At 72.3% G+C, this 16546-nt stretch carries 11 protein-coding genes; 3 read left to right on the top strand and 8 right to left on the bottom strand.

Annotated features, from left to right (window positions below):
* Positions 1-244 precede the first annotated feature (244 nt).
* The 3 genes from AADR41_RS28135 (at position 245) to fxsT (ending at position 5879) form a co-directional block, all read left to right on the top strand.
* Positions 245-1390 (top strand): FxsB family cyclophane-forming radical SAM/SPASM peptide maturase, encoded by a 1146-nt coding sequence (locus AADR41_RS28135; RefSeq protein ID WP_342284221.1) that lies wholly within the window; start codon positions 245-247, stop codon positions 1388-1390.
* Positions 1387-2796 carry an aKG-HExxH-type peptide beta-hydroxylase gene (locus AADR41_RS28130; RefSeq protein ID WP_342284209.1) on the top strand — a complete coding sequence of 470 codons (1410 nt, stop codon included), beginning with the start codon at positions 1387-1389 and terminating at the stop codon, positions 2794-2796. The genes AADR41_RS28135 and AADR41_RS28130 overlap by 4 nt, the downstream gene beginning before the upstream one ends.
* A gap of 89 nt (positions 2797-2885) precedes the next feature.
* Positions 2886-5879: an FxSxx-COOH system tetratricopeptide repeat protein gene (gene fxsT / locus AADR41_RS28125; RefSeq protein WP_342284208.1), complete on the top strand. Its 2994-nt coding sequence runs from the start codon at positions 2886-2888 to the stop codon at positions 5877-5879.
* Positions 5880-5960: 81 nt separating this feature from the next.
* Here the strand turns inward: fxsT and AADR41_RS28120 are convergent, their stop codons facing one another.
* The 8 genes from AADR41_RS28120 to AADR41_RS28085 form a co-directional block, all read right to left on the bottom strand.
* Positions 5961-9758, bottom strand: a complete 3798-nt coding sequence (locus AADR41_RS28120) for a multifunctional oxoglutarate decarboxylase/oxoglutarate dehydrogenase thiamine pyrophosphate-binding subunit/dihydrolipoyllysine-residue succinyltransferase subunit (RefSeq protein ID WP_342284207.1) — start codon at positions 9756-9758, stop codon at positions 5961-5963.
* Positions 9759-10015: 257 nt separating this feature from the next.
* Entirely contained in the window at positions 10016-11092 is a 1077-nt protein-coding gene (locus AADR41_RS28115; protein ID WP_342284206.1) for a HAMP domain-containing sensor histidine kinase, read from the bottom strand.
* Positions 11089-11826: a response regulator transcription factor gene (locus tag AADR41_RS28110; RefSeq protein ID WP_124716425.1), complete on the bottom strand. Its 738-nt coding sequence runs from the start codon at positions 11824-11826 to the stop codon at positions 11089-11091. Before AADR41_RS28110 ends, AADR41_RS28115 begins: the two co-directional genes overlap by 4 nt.
* A gap of 223 nt (positions 11827-12049) precedes the next feature.
* On the bottom strand, positions 12050-12742 hold the full coding sequence (locus AADR41_RS28105) for a spermidine synthase (RefSeq protein ID WP_342284205.1): 693 nt from the start codon (positions 12740-12742) through the stop codon (positions 12050-12052).
* Between the two features lie 114 nt (positions 12743-12856).
* Positions 12857-13462, bottom strand: a complete 606-nt coding sequence (locus tag AADR41_RS28100) for a hypothetical protein (RefSeq protein ID WP_342284204.1) — start codon at positions 13460-13462, stop codon at positions 12857-12859.
* Positions 13459-14760 carry a hypothetical protein gene (locus AADR41_RS28095; RefSeq protein WP_342284203.1) on the bottom strand — a complete coding sequence of 434 codons (1302 nt, stop codon included), beginning with the start codon at positions 14758-14760 and terminating at the stop codon, positions 13459-13461. The genes AADR41_RS28100 and AADR41_RS28095 overlap by 4 nt, the downstream gene beginning before the upstream one ends.
* A complete protein-coding gene (locus tag AADR41_RS28090; protein WP_342284202.1) occupies positions 14757-15560 on the bottom strand; it encodes an ABC transporter ATP-binding protein in 804 nt (267 codons plus the stop codon). Before AADR41_RS28090 ends, AADR41_RS28095 begins: the two co-directional genes overlap by 4 nt.
* A gap of 10 nt (positions 15561-15570) precedes the next feature.
* Positions 15571-16287, bottom strand: coding sequence for a hypothetical protein (locus tag AADR41_RS28085; RefSeq protein WP_342284201.1), 717 nt, complete (start codon positions 16285-16287; stop codon positions 15571-15573).
* Between the last annotated feature and the right edge of the window lie 259 nt (positions 16288-16546).

The raw sequence follows: 16546 nt of genomic DNA, 5'->3' as shown, positions 1-16546 counted from the left end.
CCGTCTGCCTCCGCTCGCGGCCCGGACCCGGGAGAAGGGTGCCGTGGCCGCACGATTCAGGTCCGGGGGCCCGGTTGAACAGGACATCGTGACAGGGCACGGGTTTGTCGCCGCCGCAGGCCAGGGATACTCGCCCCGGGGCGGCGACGGGGGCCGTGCCGGCGGATGCGAACGGCACGGGGGTGCGGGAGTGTCTCGACAGGCGACGCCGAAAACGCCCCCGTGCCCCGACGACCACCGACTCCTGCCCGCCTTCGGGCAGTTCATCGTCAAGGTGCACGGCCGCTGCAATCTCGCCTGCCGCTACTGCTACCTCTACGCGGGCCCCGACCGCACCTGGCGCGACCGCCCGGCCGCCGCCGCACCCGCCGTCCTGGACCGCACCGCGCACCGCATCGCCGAACACGTGGCGGCCCACGGACTGCGCGAGGCCGCCCTCGTCCTGCACGGCGGCGAACCCCTCCTCGCGGGCGCCGGGCGGCTGGCCGCCTTCGCCGGCCGGGTACGTGCCCTGGCGCCCGCCGGCTGCACCGTCCACACCACCGTCCAGACCAACGCGACGCTGCTCACCGAAGCACGCACGGCCACTCTCGCCCGGCACGGCATACGCATAGGCATCAGCCTCGACGGCGGCCTGGCCGCCCACAACACCCAGCGCACCGACCACGCGGGACGCCCCTCCTGGCCCGCCGCCTCGCGCGGCGCCCGGCTCCTGGCCGACCGCCACCCCGACGCCTACGCGGGCATCCTCACCGTCGTCGACCCGCGGACCGACCCGGTCGAGATGTACGAATCGCTGCTCGCCCTGCGCCCACCGGCCCTGGACCTGCTGCTGCCGCACGGCAACTGGACGAACCCCCCACCGGGCCTGCCGCGCACGGTCACCGGGCCCGGCCGCCCGACCCCGTACGGCGACTGGCTCACCACCGTCTTCGACCGCTGGTGGCGCAGCGGACGGCGGGAGACCCGGATCCGGCTCTTCGAGGAGTGCATCGCCCTGCTGCTGGGCCTGCCCGCCGCCACCGAATCGCTCGGTCTCGCCCCCGTCGACGCGATCGTGGTCGAGACCGACGGGACGATCGAGCAGGTGGACTCCCTCAAGTCCGCCTACGACACCGCCGCCGCCACCGGTCTCGACGTCTTCCGCCACACCTTCGACGACGCCCTGCGCCACCCCGGCGTCGCCGCCCGCCGGGCAGGCGCCGACGCGCTCGCCGCCACCTGCCGGGCCTGCCCGCTGCTGACCGTCTGCGGTGGCGGCCACTACGCACACCGCTACCGCGCAGAGAACGGCTTCGCGAACCCGTCCGTCTACTGCGCCGACCTCGAACGGCTGGTACGCCATGTCGCGGCCCGGCTGTCCGACGCGACCGCAGGAGAACGCCGATGATCCCCCCACTCCCGGACCACATGCTGCGTCGACTCGGCCGCACCGAGGGCGACGCCGACACCCTGCGCATACTCGTACGCGATCAGGACACCCGCCGGCTCGTGCTGCTGCGGGCCCTGCTGGACGCGGCCGGGGCGGCCCCCACGACCGTCCTCCCGTCCAGCGACCTCGACCGTCTCCGCCGGGACTGGGCCCTGCTGGAGAAGGCCGAACGCGCCGACCGGACCGCCGTGCGCACCGTCCTGCTGTACCCCCTCGCGGGCCCCTGGGCGCAGCGCTGCCTGCGCGGACTCGTCGGCCCGGGCCCCGCGTCCGGCCTCGCCCCCGACCCCGGACTCCGGGCGGATCTCGACCACTTGAGCGCCCTGGCGGCCGCAGCCGCGATCCGTGCCGGAATCCCGTTCACCACCCGGCTCACCGCGCACGACGGGCTCCTGCCGCTGCCCACCCTGGGCGCCCTGCGCACGGCCCACGAGGCGTCCGGCACGGTCGATGTCACCTCCTCCGACGGCGAACTGACGCTGCGTGACAGCCCCACCGGGCCGCCCCTGGTCGCGCACACCGACCCGGACGGAACGACCGGGTCGGCCGATCCGCGCTGGCTGCCGGTGCTCGCCCTGCCCGCAGGGCAACACGGCATCGGCCCCGTGCCGCTGGACGACGTGGACCCGTACCGCACCGACGGCCGCCGCCCGCAACCGCACGGGCTGAGCACCGCCACCCGCATCGACGACCACGCGCGCAAGACCTGGGCCGAGTCCTGGGCCGGAGTGGCACCACTGCTCCGCGTCGGCGGCGAGCACCGGATCACCGAGGTGGCGGTCCTGCTGCGCTGCCTGGTCCCGCTCGGCCCGCCACCCGGTTCCGGGCCCGCGGGCGACAGCGCGGCACACTGCAGCGGCACCAGGCGGGAAGCGTTCGGCGCCGTCCTCAGCAGCAGGCCGGCCACCCCCGCCTACTTCGCCTCCACCCTCGTCCACGAACTCCAGCACACCAAGCTGGCCGCGCTCTGCGCCCTCGTACCGCTGCACCACGAGGACGCCGAACCGCGCCACTTCGCCCCCTGGCGCCCCGACCCGCGCCCCTTCGACGGCCTCCTCCAGGGCGCCTACTCGCACCTCGCGCTCGCCGACTACTGGCAGCGTTTCGCCCTCTGCGCGCGACGCGTCACCCACCGCGACCTGGCCTGGGCCGAGCACGCCCGATGCCGCGAACAGGTCGGCGCCGTACTCCCCGCACTGGCCGGATCGGCGGCGCTCACCCGCGAAGGCCGAATACTCGTCAACGAGATGATCGCGCTCTACCACCGTCTGGACGATTGTCCGCCTCCTGCGGGGCACCTCGCGCGCGCGCAGGCGTACGTGGCCACCACCAAGGTGATATGGCAGCAGAGGAACGGCCCGTGAAGGCCGTGCGAGACCCCGGGATTGTCCGCCGGAACGACCAGGCTCCGGTGTATGTTGACAAGCTCGAATCGAGGCAGGGAGACGGTTGAATGCCCGGAACGCGTAGGCAAGTTGGAGCAACCGGGGCGCAAACCGTCACCATCAGTTTCGCCGGATTCAACCGCGCCTGGGCGACCTGGATCGGGGACCGTCTGGAGCGGCGCGGAGTGACGGTCGTCCAGCAGCGCTGGGATCCCCCGGTGGAGGTGCCGCTGGAGGAGTCGCTGCGGGACCTGACGCTCTCCAGGGGCCGCGTCCTGGTGATCCTCAGCGACTGGTACTTCCAGCTCGGCCCGCGCAGCCACGACGAGTGGAACCGGGCGCTGCGCGAGGTCGTCGCCCCGGACCCGGACCGCTTCGCCGCGGTCTGCCTCACCACCTCGGCCCTGCCCGGCGCCACCTCCGCCCTCGCCGCCGCCGACCTCACCAACGTCGGAGCCGAGGAGGCCGAGCGGCGTCTCCTGGTCCGCCTGGGCCTGCCCACCGACCCGCTGCCCGAGCCGGTCGAGCACCGGCCGGGCCCCCGGTACCCGGCCGACACCCCCGAGGTGTGGGGCGGGGTGCCGCGGCGCAACACCCGGTTCACCGGACGCGAGGAACTGCTGAACAAGACGTACCAGGCGCTCCAGGACGCCGGGTCCGGCGCCGGGGTCGTGGCGCTGTACGGCATGTCCGGCGTCGGCAAGACCCAGCTGGCCGCGGAGTACGTCTACCGCTTCGGTTCCGAGTACGACGTGGTCTGGTGGGTGCCCGCCGACCGGCGTGCGCTCTACCGCCAGCGGCTCGCCGAACTCGCCCCCGAACTGGGCCTGTCCACCGGTGTCGAGTACGGCGAGCGGCTGCGCGCGGTACGCGACGCGCTGCGCCGCGGCGAACCGCACTCCCACTGGCTCCTCGTCCTCGACGGCGCCGACGAGCCGGAGAACATCTGGGACCTGGTGCCGACCGGCCCCGGACACGTCCTGATCACCTCGCGCAACCCGGAGTGGGGCGAGCACAACAGCAACCTCGTCGAGGTGCCCGTCTACACCAGGGACGAGTCGGTCGCCTTCGTCCGGCGCCGTGCCCCGCGCCTGAACCCCGCCGAGGCCGACCGGCTCGCCCACGCGCTCGAAGACCTCCCGCTCCTCCTCGACCAGACCGCGGGCTGGCTGAACGACTCCGACCTGTCGGTCGAGGAGTACATCGAACTCCTTGAGGGCGGCATCGACCAGGACGTCGTCAAGGTCTCCGCGGACTTTCCGCTCGCCTTCCAGACCGCCTGGTCGATACTGCTGAACAAGCTCAAGGACACCGTCCCCGAGTCCGTCGACCTGCTCCGCCTGTGCAGCTTCTTCGCACCCGGCTCCATCCCCGTACGGCTGCTGAAGGAGATGCCCGCGGGGGAGCTGCCGGAACAGGTCTCCGGCCTGTTGAACGACCCGCTGCTGTGGAACAAGGCGATCGCCCAGCTCCGCCAGTACTCCGTGGTCCGGCTGGAGTCCCACGAGTCGGCCGTCGAAGAGGCGTCGTCCGGCGAATCGCTCTACATGCACCGCATGGTCCACCAGATCGTCGGCCACGACATGACGGAGCGGGATCGCAAGGAGTTCATCGACGTCGTCCGGCGGGCGCTCGCCGCCGCGGACCCCGGCAGGCCCACCGACACCCGCCTGTGGCCCGCCTACGCCGAGATCACCCCGCACCTGAAATGGGCCGACGTGCTTCGGAGCACCGACCCGGCGGTGCAGTCCCTGGTGCTCAACTGCCTGCGCTACATGTACCTCTCGGGGGAGTACCGGGCCGGCATCAAGCTGGGCGAACGCGCCATGCGGGCCTGGCGGGAACTCCTCGGCGAGGACCACCCCAGGATCTGGGACCTCAGCTACCACTACGCCAACCTGCTGCGGGCCGTCGGCGACTACGCCGGCACGGAGGCGATCGAACGCGCCGCCGTGGACCATTTGCGCACCGAGCGCGGCGTACAGGACCTGGAGCACCTGCGTGCCGCCGGGGGCCTCGCCGCCGACCTGCGCGGCCTCGGCCGGTACGACGAGGCGCTGGAGATGTCCGGCTGGGTCCTCGCCGCCTACCGCGAGCTGCTGGGCGACCAGGACTCGCGCACGCTCAACGCGCAGAACAACCTGGCCGTTTCGCTGCGGCTCCTCGGCCGGTACCAGGAGTCGCTGGACCTCAACCAGCGCACCCTGGAAGCCCGTCGGCAGTTCCTGGGCCAGCGCCACAACTGGACCCTGTCCTCCCAGACCAACTACGCCACCGACCTGCGGCTGCTCGGCCGCTACAGCGACGGACTGTCGCTCCAGAACCAGAGCGCCCGGGTGCACCGGCTGGTCCTCGGGAACGACAACCCGCAGACCCTGCGGGCCGAGTACAACCTCGCGCTGTGCCACTACCGCTCGGGCGAGCGTGCCAAGGCCTCGGCCCTGTTCACCCGGGTCCTGGAGCGATGCGAACGCGTGCTGGGCGAGAACGACCCACTGACCATGATGTTCGCGGCCGGCCAGAGCTGCTTCGCCCGCGAGCACGCGGACATCGACCAGGCCAGGGCCATAAGCGAAAAGGTCGTCGACGGCTACCTGAACATGCTCGGCGAGGAGCACCCCTTCGTGTCGGGAACACGGGCCAACCACGCCCTGATCCTGCGCAACGTGGGCGAGCGGGACCAGGCACACGCCCTCCTGGAAGGGGCCCTGGCCGCGCTGACGCAGGCCGTCGGCGAGTACCACCCCTGGACCCTGGGCTGCGCCATCAATGCCTCGGCGCTGCGCAACCTGGTGGGAGACCCGGAATCCGCGGCCGCGCTGACCGACGCGGTCATCGTCAGGGCCACCGAGACCCTCGGACGGACCCACCCGCTGACCCTCTCCGCCCGGATCGCCCACGCGGCGGACCTGCGTGGCGTACGGGAGAGGCAGCGGGCCGAGAAGGTCGAGAACGAGGCACTGGGCGACCTGGCCACCACCCTCGGCGCCCAGCACGTGCATACGGTCTCGGCCCGCTCGCGCAACCGCCCGTACTGGGACTTCGAGCCCCCGATCGTCTGAGAGCCTGCCGGACGGACCGAAGGGCCCGGCCCCCCGCGAGCAACTCGCGGGGGCCCGGGCCCTTCTGCGTACAGCGACCGGTCAGGCCTCGAAGACCTCGGCGACCAGCTGTGCCTGCTCGGCCTGGTGGCGCTTGGCCGAGCCGACCGCCGGGGACGAGCTGTGCGGGCGCGAGATGCGGCGCAGGCGCTCGCCGTGCGGGACGTCCGCGCCGACAGCCAGGTCCAGGTGGTCGATCAGGTTCAGGGCGATGAACGGCCACGCACCCTGGTTGGCCGGCTCCTCCTGGGTCCAGAGGTACTTCTCGGCGTTCGGGTACTTGGCGATCTCGGCCTGGAGCTCGGCACCCGGCAGCGGGTACAGGCGCTCCAGACGGATGATCGCGGTGTCCGTGACGCCGCGCTTCGTACGCTCGGCCTCCAGGTCGTAGTAGACCTTGCCGGCGCAGAAGACGACCTTGCGGACGTCGGCCGGGTTCACCGTGTCGTCGCCGATCACCGGGCGGAAGCTGCCGGTGGTGAACTCCTCCACCTTCGACGCGGCCGCCTTGAGGCGGAGCATCGACTTCGGGGTGAAGACGATCAGCGGCTTGTGGTGCGGGTTGTGCACCTGCCACCGCAGGAGGTGGAAGTAGTTCGACGGCAGGGTCGGCATGGCGACCGTCATGTTGTTCTGCGCGCACAGCGTGAGGAAGCGCTCGGGGCGGGCGGACGAGTGGTCCGGGCCCTGGCCCTCGTAGCCGTGCGGCAGCAGCAGCGTGACGCCGGAGGTCTGGCCCCACTTCTGCTCGGCCGAGGAGATGAACTCGTCGACGACGGTCTGCGCGCCGTTGACGAAGTCACCGAACTGGGCCTCCCAGACGACCAGCGACTCCGGACGGGCCAGCGAGTAGCCGTACTCGAAGCCCATCGCCGCGTACTCGCTGAGCAGCGAGTCGTAGACGTTGTAACGGGCCTGCTCGTCGGAGAGGTAGAGCAGCGGGGTGTAGTCCTCGCCGGTCACCTGGTCGACGAGGACCGCGTGCCGCTGGCCGAAGGTGCCGCGGCGGGTGTCCTGGCCGGCGAGCCGGACCGGGGTGCCCTCCATCAGCAGCGAACCGATGGCCAGGGTCTCGCCCATGCCCCAGTCGATCGTGCCGTTCTCCACCGAGGCCGCGCGGCGCTGCATCTGCGGCATCAGACGGGGGTGGACGGTGATCCGGTCGGGGATGTTGACCTGGGACTCGGCGATGACCTTGACGACCTCCGGGGAGATCGCGGTGGTCACGGCGACCGGGAACTCCGGCTGGACCTCGGGGGTGTGCGCCGGCGCCGGCAGCGAGGTGGCCTCGCGGACCTCCGCGAAGACCTTCTCCAGCTGGCCCTGGAAGTCCTGGAGCGCCTGCTCCGCCTCTTCCAGCGTGATGTCGCCGCGACCGATGAGGGACTCGGTGTAGAGCTTGCGCACCGAGCGCTTCTTGTCGATCAGGGTGTACATCTGCGGGTTGGTGAACTCCGGGTTGTCGCCCTCGTTGTGACCGCGGCGGCGGTAGCAGATGAGGTCGATCACGACGTCCTTGTTGAACGCCTGGCGGAACTCGAAGGCGAGCCGCGCGACCCGGACGACGGCCTCGGGGTCGTCGCCGTTGACGTGGATGATCGGCGCCTCGATCATGCGCGCCACGTCGGTGGCGTACATCGAGGAGCGCGAGGACTCCGGGGCGGCGGTGAAGCCGACCTGGTTGTTGATCACCACGTGCACGGTGCCGCCGGTGCGGTAGCCGCGCAGCTGCGACATGTTGAGCGTCTCGGCGACGACGCCCTGGCCCGCGAAGGCCGCGTCGCCGTGGAGCGCGACGGGCAGGACCGTGAAGTCCGTGCCGCCCTTGTTGATGATGTCCTGCTTGGCGCGGGCGATGCCCTCCAGGACCGGGTCGACCGCCTCCAGGTGCGAGGGGTTGGCGGCCAGCGAGACCTTGATCTGCTCGCCGTCCAGACCCGTGAAGGTGCCCTCGGCGCCCAGGTGGTACTTGACGTCGCCGGAGCCGTGCATCGACCGGGGGTCGAGGTTGCCCTCGAACTCGCGGAAGATCTGCGCGTACGACTTGCCGACGATGTTGGCCAGCACGTTGAGCCGGCCGCGGTGGGCCATGCCGATGACGACCTCGTCGAGGCGGGCCTCGGCGGCGGAGTCGATGACCGCGTCGAGCAGCGGGATGACGGACTCGCCGCCCTCCAGCGAGAACCGCTTCTGGCCGACGTACTTGGTCTGCAGGAACGTCTCGAACGCCTCGGCGGCGTTCAGCCGGCGCAGGATCCGCAGCTGCTCCTCGCGCTCGGGCTGCTGGGCGCGCGGGCGCTCCACCCGGTCCTGGAGCCACTTGCGCTGCTTCGGGTCCTGGATGTGCATGAACTCGATGCCGGTGGTGCGGCAGTACGACTCACGCAGCACACCGAGGATGTCGCGGAGCTTCATCAGCGACTTGCCGGCGAAACCGCCGACCGCGAAGTCCCGCTCCAGGTCCCACAGGGTGAGGCCGTGTTCGGTGATGTCCAGGTCGGGGTGCTTGCGCTGGCGGTACTCCAGCGGGTCGGTGTCGGCCATGACGTGGCCGCGGACCCGGTAGGAGTGGATCAGCTCGAAGACCCGCGCGGCCTTGGTGACGTCGTTGTCGTGCGAGGCGTCGATGTCCGTCAGCCAGCGGACCGGCTCGTACGGGATGCGCAGCGACTTGAAGATCTCGTCGTAGAACTCGTTCTCGCCGAGCAGCAGCTGGGCGACGATCCGCAGGAACTCGCCGGAGGCGGCGCCCTGGATGACCCGGTGGTCGTACGTCGAGGTCAGCGTCATGACCTTGGAGATGCCCAGCTTGTTCAGGGTGTCCTGGGAGGTGCCCTGGAACTCGGCCGGGTAGTCCATCGCGCCGACGCCCATGATGAGGCCCTGACCGGGCATCAGGCGGGGCACCGAGTGGACGGTGCCGATGCCGCCGGGGTTGGTCAGCGAGGCGGTGACGCCGGTGAAGTCGTCCATGCCGAGCTTGCCGTTGCGGGCGCGGCGGACGATGTCCTCGTAGGCCTGCCAGAACTCGAAGAAGTTGAGCGTCTCGGCCTTCTTGATGGCCGCGACGACCAGCTGGCGGTCGCCGTTCGGCTTCACCAGGTCGATGGCGAGACCGAGGTTCACGTGCTCGGGCTTGACCAGGGTCGGCTTGCCGTCCTTCAGCGCGAAGGAGTGGTTCATCGCCGGCATGGCCTTGAGGGCCTGCACCATCGCGTAGCCGATGAGGTGCGTGAAGGAGATCTTCCCGCCCCGGGCGCGCTTGAGGTGGTTGTTGATGACGATGCGGTTGTCGAAGAGCAGCTTCACCGGGACGGCGCGGACGGACGTGGCCGTCGGCAGCTCCAGCGAGGCGTTCATGTTCTTCGCGACGGCGGCCGAGGGCCCACGCAGCGTCACGTACTCGGGACCGGCCGGGGCCTCGGTGGCCGGCGCGGCCGCGGCCTTGGCCGGGGCGGGCTCGGCGGCCTTCACGGCCGGAGCGGCCTTGGCCGGGGCTGCCGGGGCAGCGGCGGCGGGCGCGGCCTGTGCGGGGGCCGGAGCCGCGGGGGCCGGAGCGGGTGCGGCCGGGGTCTGGGCCGGGGTGGCCGGCGCGGGTGCGGCCGGGGTCACCGCGGCCGGAGCGCCGGGAACGGGCTTGTCCGCCGTGCCGGACGTACCCGGCTTGTAGTCGGCGAAGAAGTCCCACCAGGCGCGATCGACCGAATTGGGATCCTGGAGGTACTGCTGGTAGATCTCGTCGACGAGCCACTCATTGGGCCCGAAAGCAGCGGCCGGGTTCGAACCCGGGCTGGCTTGGTCGGTCGAGATGCTCGAGTTACTGGGGGACTGAGACGACACGGCGGCAACCGCCCTCTTCCGCTTCACAAGGTGATGGACAGCGGAAATCAAGGCTACGCCTCCCCGGCCGTTCCACGCAGGCCGGGCCGGTCTTCGTCGCGCAAGTCACATCGGAAGGCGGGTTTCGGTGCGGGAATTGGCGGGAAACAAGCACAGTTCCGCTTTGTTTTGGGTACGTGGCAGCGCGGCTGCGGCCCACTGGGCCGCACCCCTTGAACGGAACACGCAGAACGTGCCCTTCCGGTTCGAACCCTATGTCAACCTCGCTGCTGAGGGATCCCCGGAAGAGTGACCTGAATGCGGCAGCCGCGCACGGATTCGGCCACGCCGATGCGTCCGCCGTGCAGATCCACCGCCCAGCGGGCGATCGCCAGGCCGAGGCCCGTCCCGCCGTCGCTGCCCGGGCCGTGCGGGGAGGACACCTCGCCGCGGTTGAAGCGCTCGAAGACCCGGTACCGCTCGGACTCCGGGATGCCCGGCCCCTCGTCCATGACTTCGAGCGTCAGGGACTCCGGCGCGGTCCCGCGCCGGGCCAGCACGGTGACCCGGCCGTGCGGCGGGCTGTGCTTGACGGCGTTGTCGATCAGGTTGGCCACCACCTGGTGCAGCCGCTCCGCGTCCGCGTGCGCGGTCAGCTCCGGCGGCGACACGTCCAGGTGCAGATGTACGTCCTTACGGGTGTGGTTCCCGGAACCGGACGACAGCCGGCGGTGCCCGGCGGCGAGGTTCGCCTCCTTCAGCACGCCCGACAGATAGGGCCACACCTCGAAGCGGCCGGCCTTGAGCGTGACCACCCCGTTGTCCAGCCGGGACAGGTCCAGCAGCGTCTCCACCAGCCTGCCGAGCCGCTCGGTCTGCTTCAGAGCGGTACGCATGGTCTCCGGATCGGCCGAGGACACCCCGTCCACGACGTTCTCCAGCACGGCTCTCAGCGCCGCGATGGGTGTTCGCAACTCGTGCGAGACATTGGCGACCAGCTCCTTGCGGTGCCGGTCCACGGCCTCCAGATCGTCCGCCATGCGGTTGATCGTCTGGGCCAGGTCGCCGAGCTCGTCGCGCCGGTCGGCGCCGCTCACCCGTCTGGTGTAGTCGCCGTGCGATATCGACCTGGCCACCGTCGTCATCTCGTCCAGCGGCGAGGTCAGGCCGTGCGCGACGAACTGAGTTATGAGCAGGGTCGCGATCACCGAGAACACCGTGATGAACCGCAGCTCGGTCCTGGTGCGCACGGCCACCATCAGCAGCCCGGTGGTGATGAAGACCGAGACCACGACGAGCGTGCTCATCTTGGCCTTGACGGAGAAGGGACGCAGTCCGGAACCGGGCCGGGTCATGGAGCCGGGGTCTCCAGGGCGTAGCCGACACCGTGCACGGTACGGATCCGCTCCGCGCCGATCTTCCGGCGCAGCGCCTTGATGTGGCTGTCGACCGTACGGGTGCCGGAGGCGTCCGCCCAGTCCCAGACCTCGGCCAGCAGCTGCTCCCGGGAGAGCACCGCCCGCGGGGTGTTGGCCAGGCAGACCAGCAGGTCGAACTCGGTCGGTGTGAGGTGGACGTCGTCGGCGCGCACCCGGACCCGGCGCTGCGCGTGATCGATCTCCAGCTCGCCGAGGCGCAGTATCCCGCTGCGCGGCGTCACCGCGGCCAGTGCCGCGCGCTCGACCCGGCGCAGCAGGACGTGGACCCGGGCCGCCAGCTCGCGCATCGAGAACGGCTTGGTCATGTAGTCGTCGGCGCCGACGCCGAGACCGACCAGCATGTCCGTCTCGTCGTCCCTCGCGGTCAGCATCAGCACCGGCACCGGCCGCTGGGCCTGGACCCGACGGCAGACCTCCAGGCCGTCGAAGCCGGGAAGCATGATGTCGAGCACCATCAGATCGGGCTGCCACGCCTCGGCCGCGTCCACCGCCGCGGGGCCGTCGAGTGCGGTCTGCACCAGAAAGCCCTCGGCCCGCAGCCGGGCGGAAATGGCTTCGACGATCGTGGCGTCGTCCTCGACCACCAGCACCCGGCGCTGCGCGCCCGGGGTGGCCGCGACACCGTTGTGGGTGGTGTGTGTCTGTTCCATCGCCCCGCCCCTGCCCGTTCTCGCGGGGGCCATTCCCCCGGACGCACGGTCTTCGCTTGTGGATTTCGTGGGTGATCCCGTTACCGGTCAGCAGCGTAAAGGCAGTGGACTGCTCTCGGCTACGCAGGGTGTAACGCCTCGGACGCAAAGAGGTGGCGGAGTGTCGGTCTTGTGACGCTTGGCCCCCGGACTTCCGGGGGCCGGCGATACCCGATGGGGGAACTCAGGCTGTCCGAAGTGCGAGATGCACCACGTCGGGAACACCTCGGGCAACAGTGATCTCTTCAGTCCTTACCCCATCGAATCCGGCATTCCGCAAGGCCTGTTCGAAGTCGGCGGACGGCTGCGCGGACCACACCGCGAGAACGCCGCCCGGCGTCAGCCGCTCCCGGCAGTCCGCCAGACCGGCCGGGGAGTACAGGCCGGTGTTGCCCTCGGTGACGGTCCAGTCCGGCCCGTTGTCGATGTCCAGACACAGAGCGTCGTAACGGTCCGTAGTCGTATGCAGGTACTCGACCAGATCCGCCGTCAGGATCCCGGTCCGCGGATCGGCCAGCGCCGCGCCGGAGATCGTGCCCAGCGGCCCCTGGAGGTGCCAGTCCACGATCGCCTGCTCCCGCTCGGCCACGACGATCCGCCCCCACCTCGGCTCGGCGGCGGCCCGGACCAGCGAGAAGCCGACGCCGAGACCCCCGATGAGCACCGACGGAGCGGTCCGGCCGGGCGGCAGCGCGGCCAGCGCCGCATCGATCAGCAGCCGCTCGGAGCGCCCGTCGGAGGTGTCCATCAGGAAGCACCCGTTGGCGATGATCTCGAAGTCCTCACCCCGCTCCCGCAGCACGACCTCGCCGTACGGGCCTTCGCGGCGGTCGAGAACGACGGGGGAGGAGGTGTCGGAGTGATGGATGTGGGGCATGGTGCGGGTCTCCGGCGGGTGGCGGGCAGGTTCCCGGCCATCCTGGCCGGTCGGCGCGGCCCGGTGCCAGCGGATTGCCGGATCCGCGCCGAGTGCCCGGAGGGAACCGGCCGGTCACCCGGGCTCCGGGCGTGCGCCGCGCACCACCAGGAGGGCGGCCCCGGCCGCGTACGCCGCCACGGCCACCGCCCACGCCGCACCCTGCGGGCCCGGCTGCATCGGCCAGGCCCACACGGCCGCCGCGCCGCCCGGCGCGCGGGGCGCCGCCAGGTAGACGGCGCCGCCGTAGACCGTCATCGGCAGCCAGCTCAGCCGGGCGCCGATCAGCGCGGCGGAGGCCGCGGCCACCCCCGTCGCGCCGAGCACGTTGCGCACCATGGCCGGCACGCCGAACTCCTCCGGGTGCCCCGGGACCGCCGCCGCGAGCACCCCCGCCGTCACCGCGGTCAGCACCAGCAGATGCAGCAGCCGGCGCGGCCACCAGCGGCGTACGGCGGTCCGGTCCAGCTCGTCGCTGTGCGCGTGCAGGCCGGTGCCGATCGCCGAGGAGGCGAGCAGCGGGGCCAGCACGACGACCGGGACACGGGCGGTGTGGTCGAAGTGGGGCTGGTCCTGGAGCCAGTCGGCGGCCCGGGCGGCGACGAGGGCGATGCCGGCCAGGGTGGCGGCGGTGAGGGGGAGGGCGCGGGAGCGGAGGTAGAGGAGCGGCTGGATGCTCACAGGGCCGGGACCTCCGCGGGCGTGCAGCTCTTCCGGGTGGCCAGGTAGCGGCCGAGCCAGGCCCTGCGCTCGGCGTCCGGCAGATCCTTCAGGCGGGCGAGGTAGCGCGAGTCCGGGAACCACAGCGACTCCTCGTCGGCCAGCCAGCTGCGCACCGCGTCGTCCGTGCGCTCCACCCGCGCGGCCTCCTTGCCGACGACCTCGGCCCGTGGCTCCGGACAGTCGCGGCTTGCCAGGGTCATGGCGGTGTTCGCGAGGTAGCCGTGGGGATCGGTCAGCTCGTTCCGTGTGATGCCCCAGCCGCGCACCACGTGCCCGAGGGAAGCCTCGCCGTCCTTCGGGCCGAACTCCGGGGTGACGTATCTGACCGGTGCGCCCGGCACTCCTTCCAGGCGCGAGAACATTCCCGACAGGGCCTCGGACATCCGGGGCAGCAGCGGAGCGTCGGGCGCCCGCACGCAGAGCTGCGGTGTGCCGGGTGCGGCCGCCGAGCAGACCCGGTGCCGCACGGCCGGGTCGTCCCGGAACAGACCGGTGCCCGTGTGCGCGATCACCGCACCGGCCGTGACCGCCACGGCGAGCGGTACGACGGCCAGGCCGCGCCGCCGGGCCGCGTACGCGAGCAGCGTGGCGACGGCGATGCCGCCGGTCCAGGCCAGCAGGACCGGTGCGAACCACCACACCGGGACGGACCCGTCCAGCGGGTACTGCTCGGCGGGGCTCAGGAACCGGACGTCCGACTCCATGTAGCCCGGGGCGCCCAGGAGGACGTAGAGACCGGCCGCGAGCACCGGTGCGATCAGCCGCCACCGCACCAGCCGGCCGACGACGAAGCCCACGACGGCGATGGACAGCAGACAGCCGAGATCCGCGACGACGACCGAGAGGGACGGCCCGCCCGCCCCGGTGTACGGAGCCGTCGCCGCGAACACCACGCCCAGCGCGAGCAGATACCCGGCCGCCGCCCACAGCGCGATGGGCGCCGCTGCCGTCGTCGCCTGCGCGAGCCGGCCGCGCGGGACCGAGAGCAGCAGTTCGGCAGTGCGGCGACGGTACTCCCGGCCGCCCTGCCAGCAGGCGGCCGCGGCGACGAGCGGCCCACCGAGCAGCGCCGTCGCCGCGCGCAGCTGGGTCTGGGTGTCGCCCCAGTTCCCCTGCCACTGGGGTGCCTTGCTCCACAGCGGAACGAGGAGGGTCAGGACCACGGCGAGACCGGTCCACGGGGCGATCCCGCGCCGGAGTTCGGCCCGCAGGGCGGTGTGCGTCAGGCGGCGTACGAGTACTCCGGGATCCGTCATCGGTTCGCCACCGCCGCCCGGTGCGCCCGCAGCGCGGCGGTGTAGCCGCGCTCGATCGGGTTGCCGTCCGGCTGCCGGGCCCCGCCGTCCTCGGCGCCGCCGAGCTCCGTCAGCTCCCGCGTCGTACCCCGGTACGCGATCCGGCCCGCCTCGATCAGCGTCACATCGGTGCAGGCCGCGGCGACGTCCTCGACCAGATGGGTCGAGACGATCACGGTGGTGGAGCGGCCCAGCTCCCGGATCAGCGCCCGGAATTCGACCCGCTGCTCCGGATCGAGGCCGGCGGTCGGCTCGTCGAGCAGCAGCAGGTCCGGGGAGTTGACGATCGCCTGGGCGATGCCGACGCGCCGCACCATGCCGCCCGACAGGGTCTTCACCCGGGCGTCGATCCGGTCCGCCAGACCCACCCGGGCCACCGCGCGTTCCACGGCCGCCGGGACCGTCGCCGCGTCCAGCTCCTTGAGCCAGGCCACGTACGAGACGAACTCGCGGACCGTGAAGCCCGGGTAGTAGCCGAACTCCTGCGGCAGATAGCCGAGCCTGCGCCGGACCGCCGCCCGGCTGCGGTGGTCCGACCCGGTGCCGACCTCGCTGCCGAGCAGTTCCACCCGGCCGCCGGAGGGTGCGGCGACGGTGGCGAGCACCCGGATCAGCGAGGTCTTGCCCGCCCCGTTCGGCCCGAGCAGCCCGTGCACACCGGGCGTGAAATCGAGGTCGACGGCGTCGAGCGCGGTCGTCCTGCGGTGCCGGACGGTCAGTGCCCTGACCTCGACCGTGTTCACGGCTTCGGTGCCGCTCATGCGTTCACGCTCACAACGTCTCCAGATGGTCGAAGGATCTACGGCGTACGGCGAGCAGCGCGGCGCACACCAGCGCGCCCGCCGCCCAGCCGGCCTGTGCGGCGGGGCCCGCGAAGTACCGGGCGGCCCCGGTCGCCGCCGCGAGGGCGGCCGGGGGTGACGTGGCGAGGACGGGCAGGACGACGGCGCCCGCCCAGGCCACGGCGACGGACGTGGCGCCGGTGCGGCAACCGACGTACGAGCCGAGGGCGAGCGCCGCCAGCGTCATCGCGAGCCCGGGCAGCAGCCAGGCCGCCGCGCCGGGCCGGCCGGCGGACGCGGGCAGCGACGCCCCGGCGAGGGTGAGCGCCGGGATGCTCACGACGAGCACCGCGGCGGCCCTGGTCAGCAGCAGCCGCAGCCCGCCGGACGGGGTGGCGGCGGTGATCTCGTGCATCGGGTCCGCGTGCCGGCCGTAGGAGAGGCCGACCCCGGCGAGCGGCAGCACCGGCGCGACGACGAGGAGCAGCGGACGGACCGCCTCCCCGGCCCCGGCCCCGTACGCCAGCGCGACGGCCCCGACGGCCACCAGCACCAACGCCACCAGCCACGACCCGCGCAGCGCGGGCCCGGCGGCCCACAGCAGCCGCCCGGCCCGGGTGGCGGCCCCGGCGAAGCGGAACGGGGCGCCGGGGAGCGGCCCCTTCGCGGGCGCGCCGCCCGCCGCCGCGGCGTGCGGAGGCGCCATCGGCACCGGCTCCCGTACCGGCTTCGGCCCTTGCACCGGCTCCGGTGCCGGCCTTCGTACCGGCTCCTGTATCGGCCCTCGTACTGGCCCACGTGCCGGCTCCGGCCCTTGCATCGGCCCCCGTGCCGGCTCCCATGGCAGCCCCCGTGCCGGCTCCCGTGCTGGCTCCGGCTCCGGCCGTACTGGCTCCGGTGCTGGTCCTCCTCGCACCGGCCTTCGTGCCGGCCCCCGCACCGGCTCCTTCGCGGGCGTCCCTTCC

Source organism: Streptomyces sp. CLV115, assembly GCF_038448545.1.
GTDB lineage: Bacteria > Actinomycetota > Actinomycetes > Streptomycetales > Streptomycetaceae > Streptomyces > Streptomyces sanglieri.
This window is presented reverse-complemented; position numbering and strand designations above follow the sequence as displayed.

Excerpts from the sequence above, each read along its gene's own strand:
- AADR41_RS28115 (WP_342284206.1), bottom strand. The coding sequence starts at position 11,092 with ATGACCCGGCCCGGTTCCGGACTGCGTCCCTTCTCCGTCAAGGCCAAG.
- AADR41_RS28095 (WP_342284203.1), bottom strand. The coding sequence starts at position 14,760 with ATGACGGATCCCGGAGTACTCGTACGCCGCCTGACGCACACCGCCCTG.
- AADR41_RS28090 (WP_342284202.1), bottom strand. The coding sequence starts at position 15,560 with ATGAGCGGCACCGAAGCCGTGAACACGGTCGAGGTCAGGGCACTGACC.
- fxsT (WP_342284208.1), top strand. The coding sequence starts at position 2,886 with ATGCCCGGAACGCGTAGGCAAGTTGGAGCAACCGGGGCGCAAACCGTC.
- AADR41_RS28105 (WP_342284205.1), bottom strand. The coding sequence starts at position 12,742 with ATGCCCCACATCCATCACTCCGACACCTCCTCCCCCGTCGTTCTCGAC.
- AADR41_RS28110 (WP_124716425.1), bottom strand. The coding sequence starts at position 11,826 with ATGGAACAGACACACACCACCCACAACGGTGTCGCGGCCACCCCGGGC.
- AADR41_RS28130 (WP_342284209.1), top strand. The coding sequence starts at position 1,387 with ATGATCCCCCCACTCCCGGACCACATGCTGCGTCGACTCGGCCGCACC.
- AADR41_RS28085 (WP_342284201.1), bottom strand. The coding sequence starts at position 16,287 with ATGGCGCCTCCGCACGCCGCGGCGGCGGGCGGCGCGCCCGCGAAGGGG.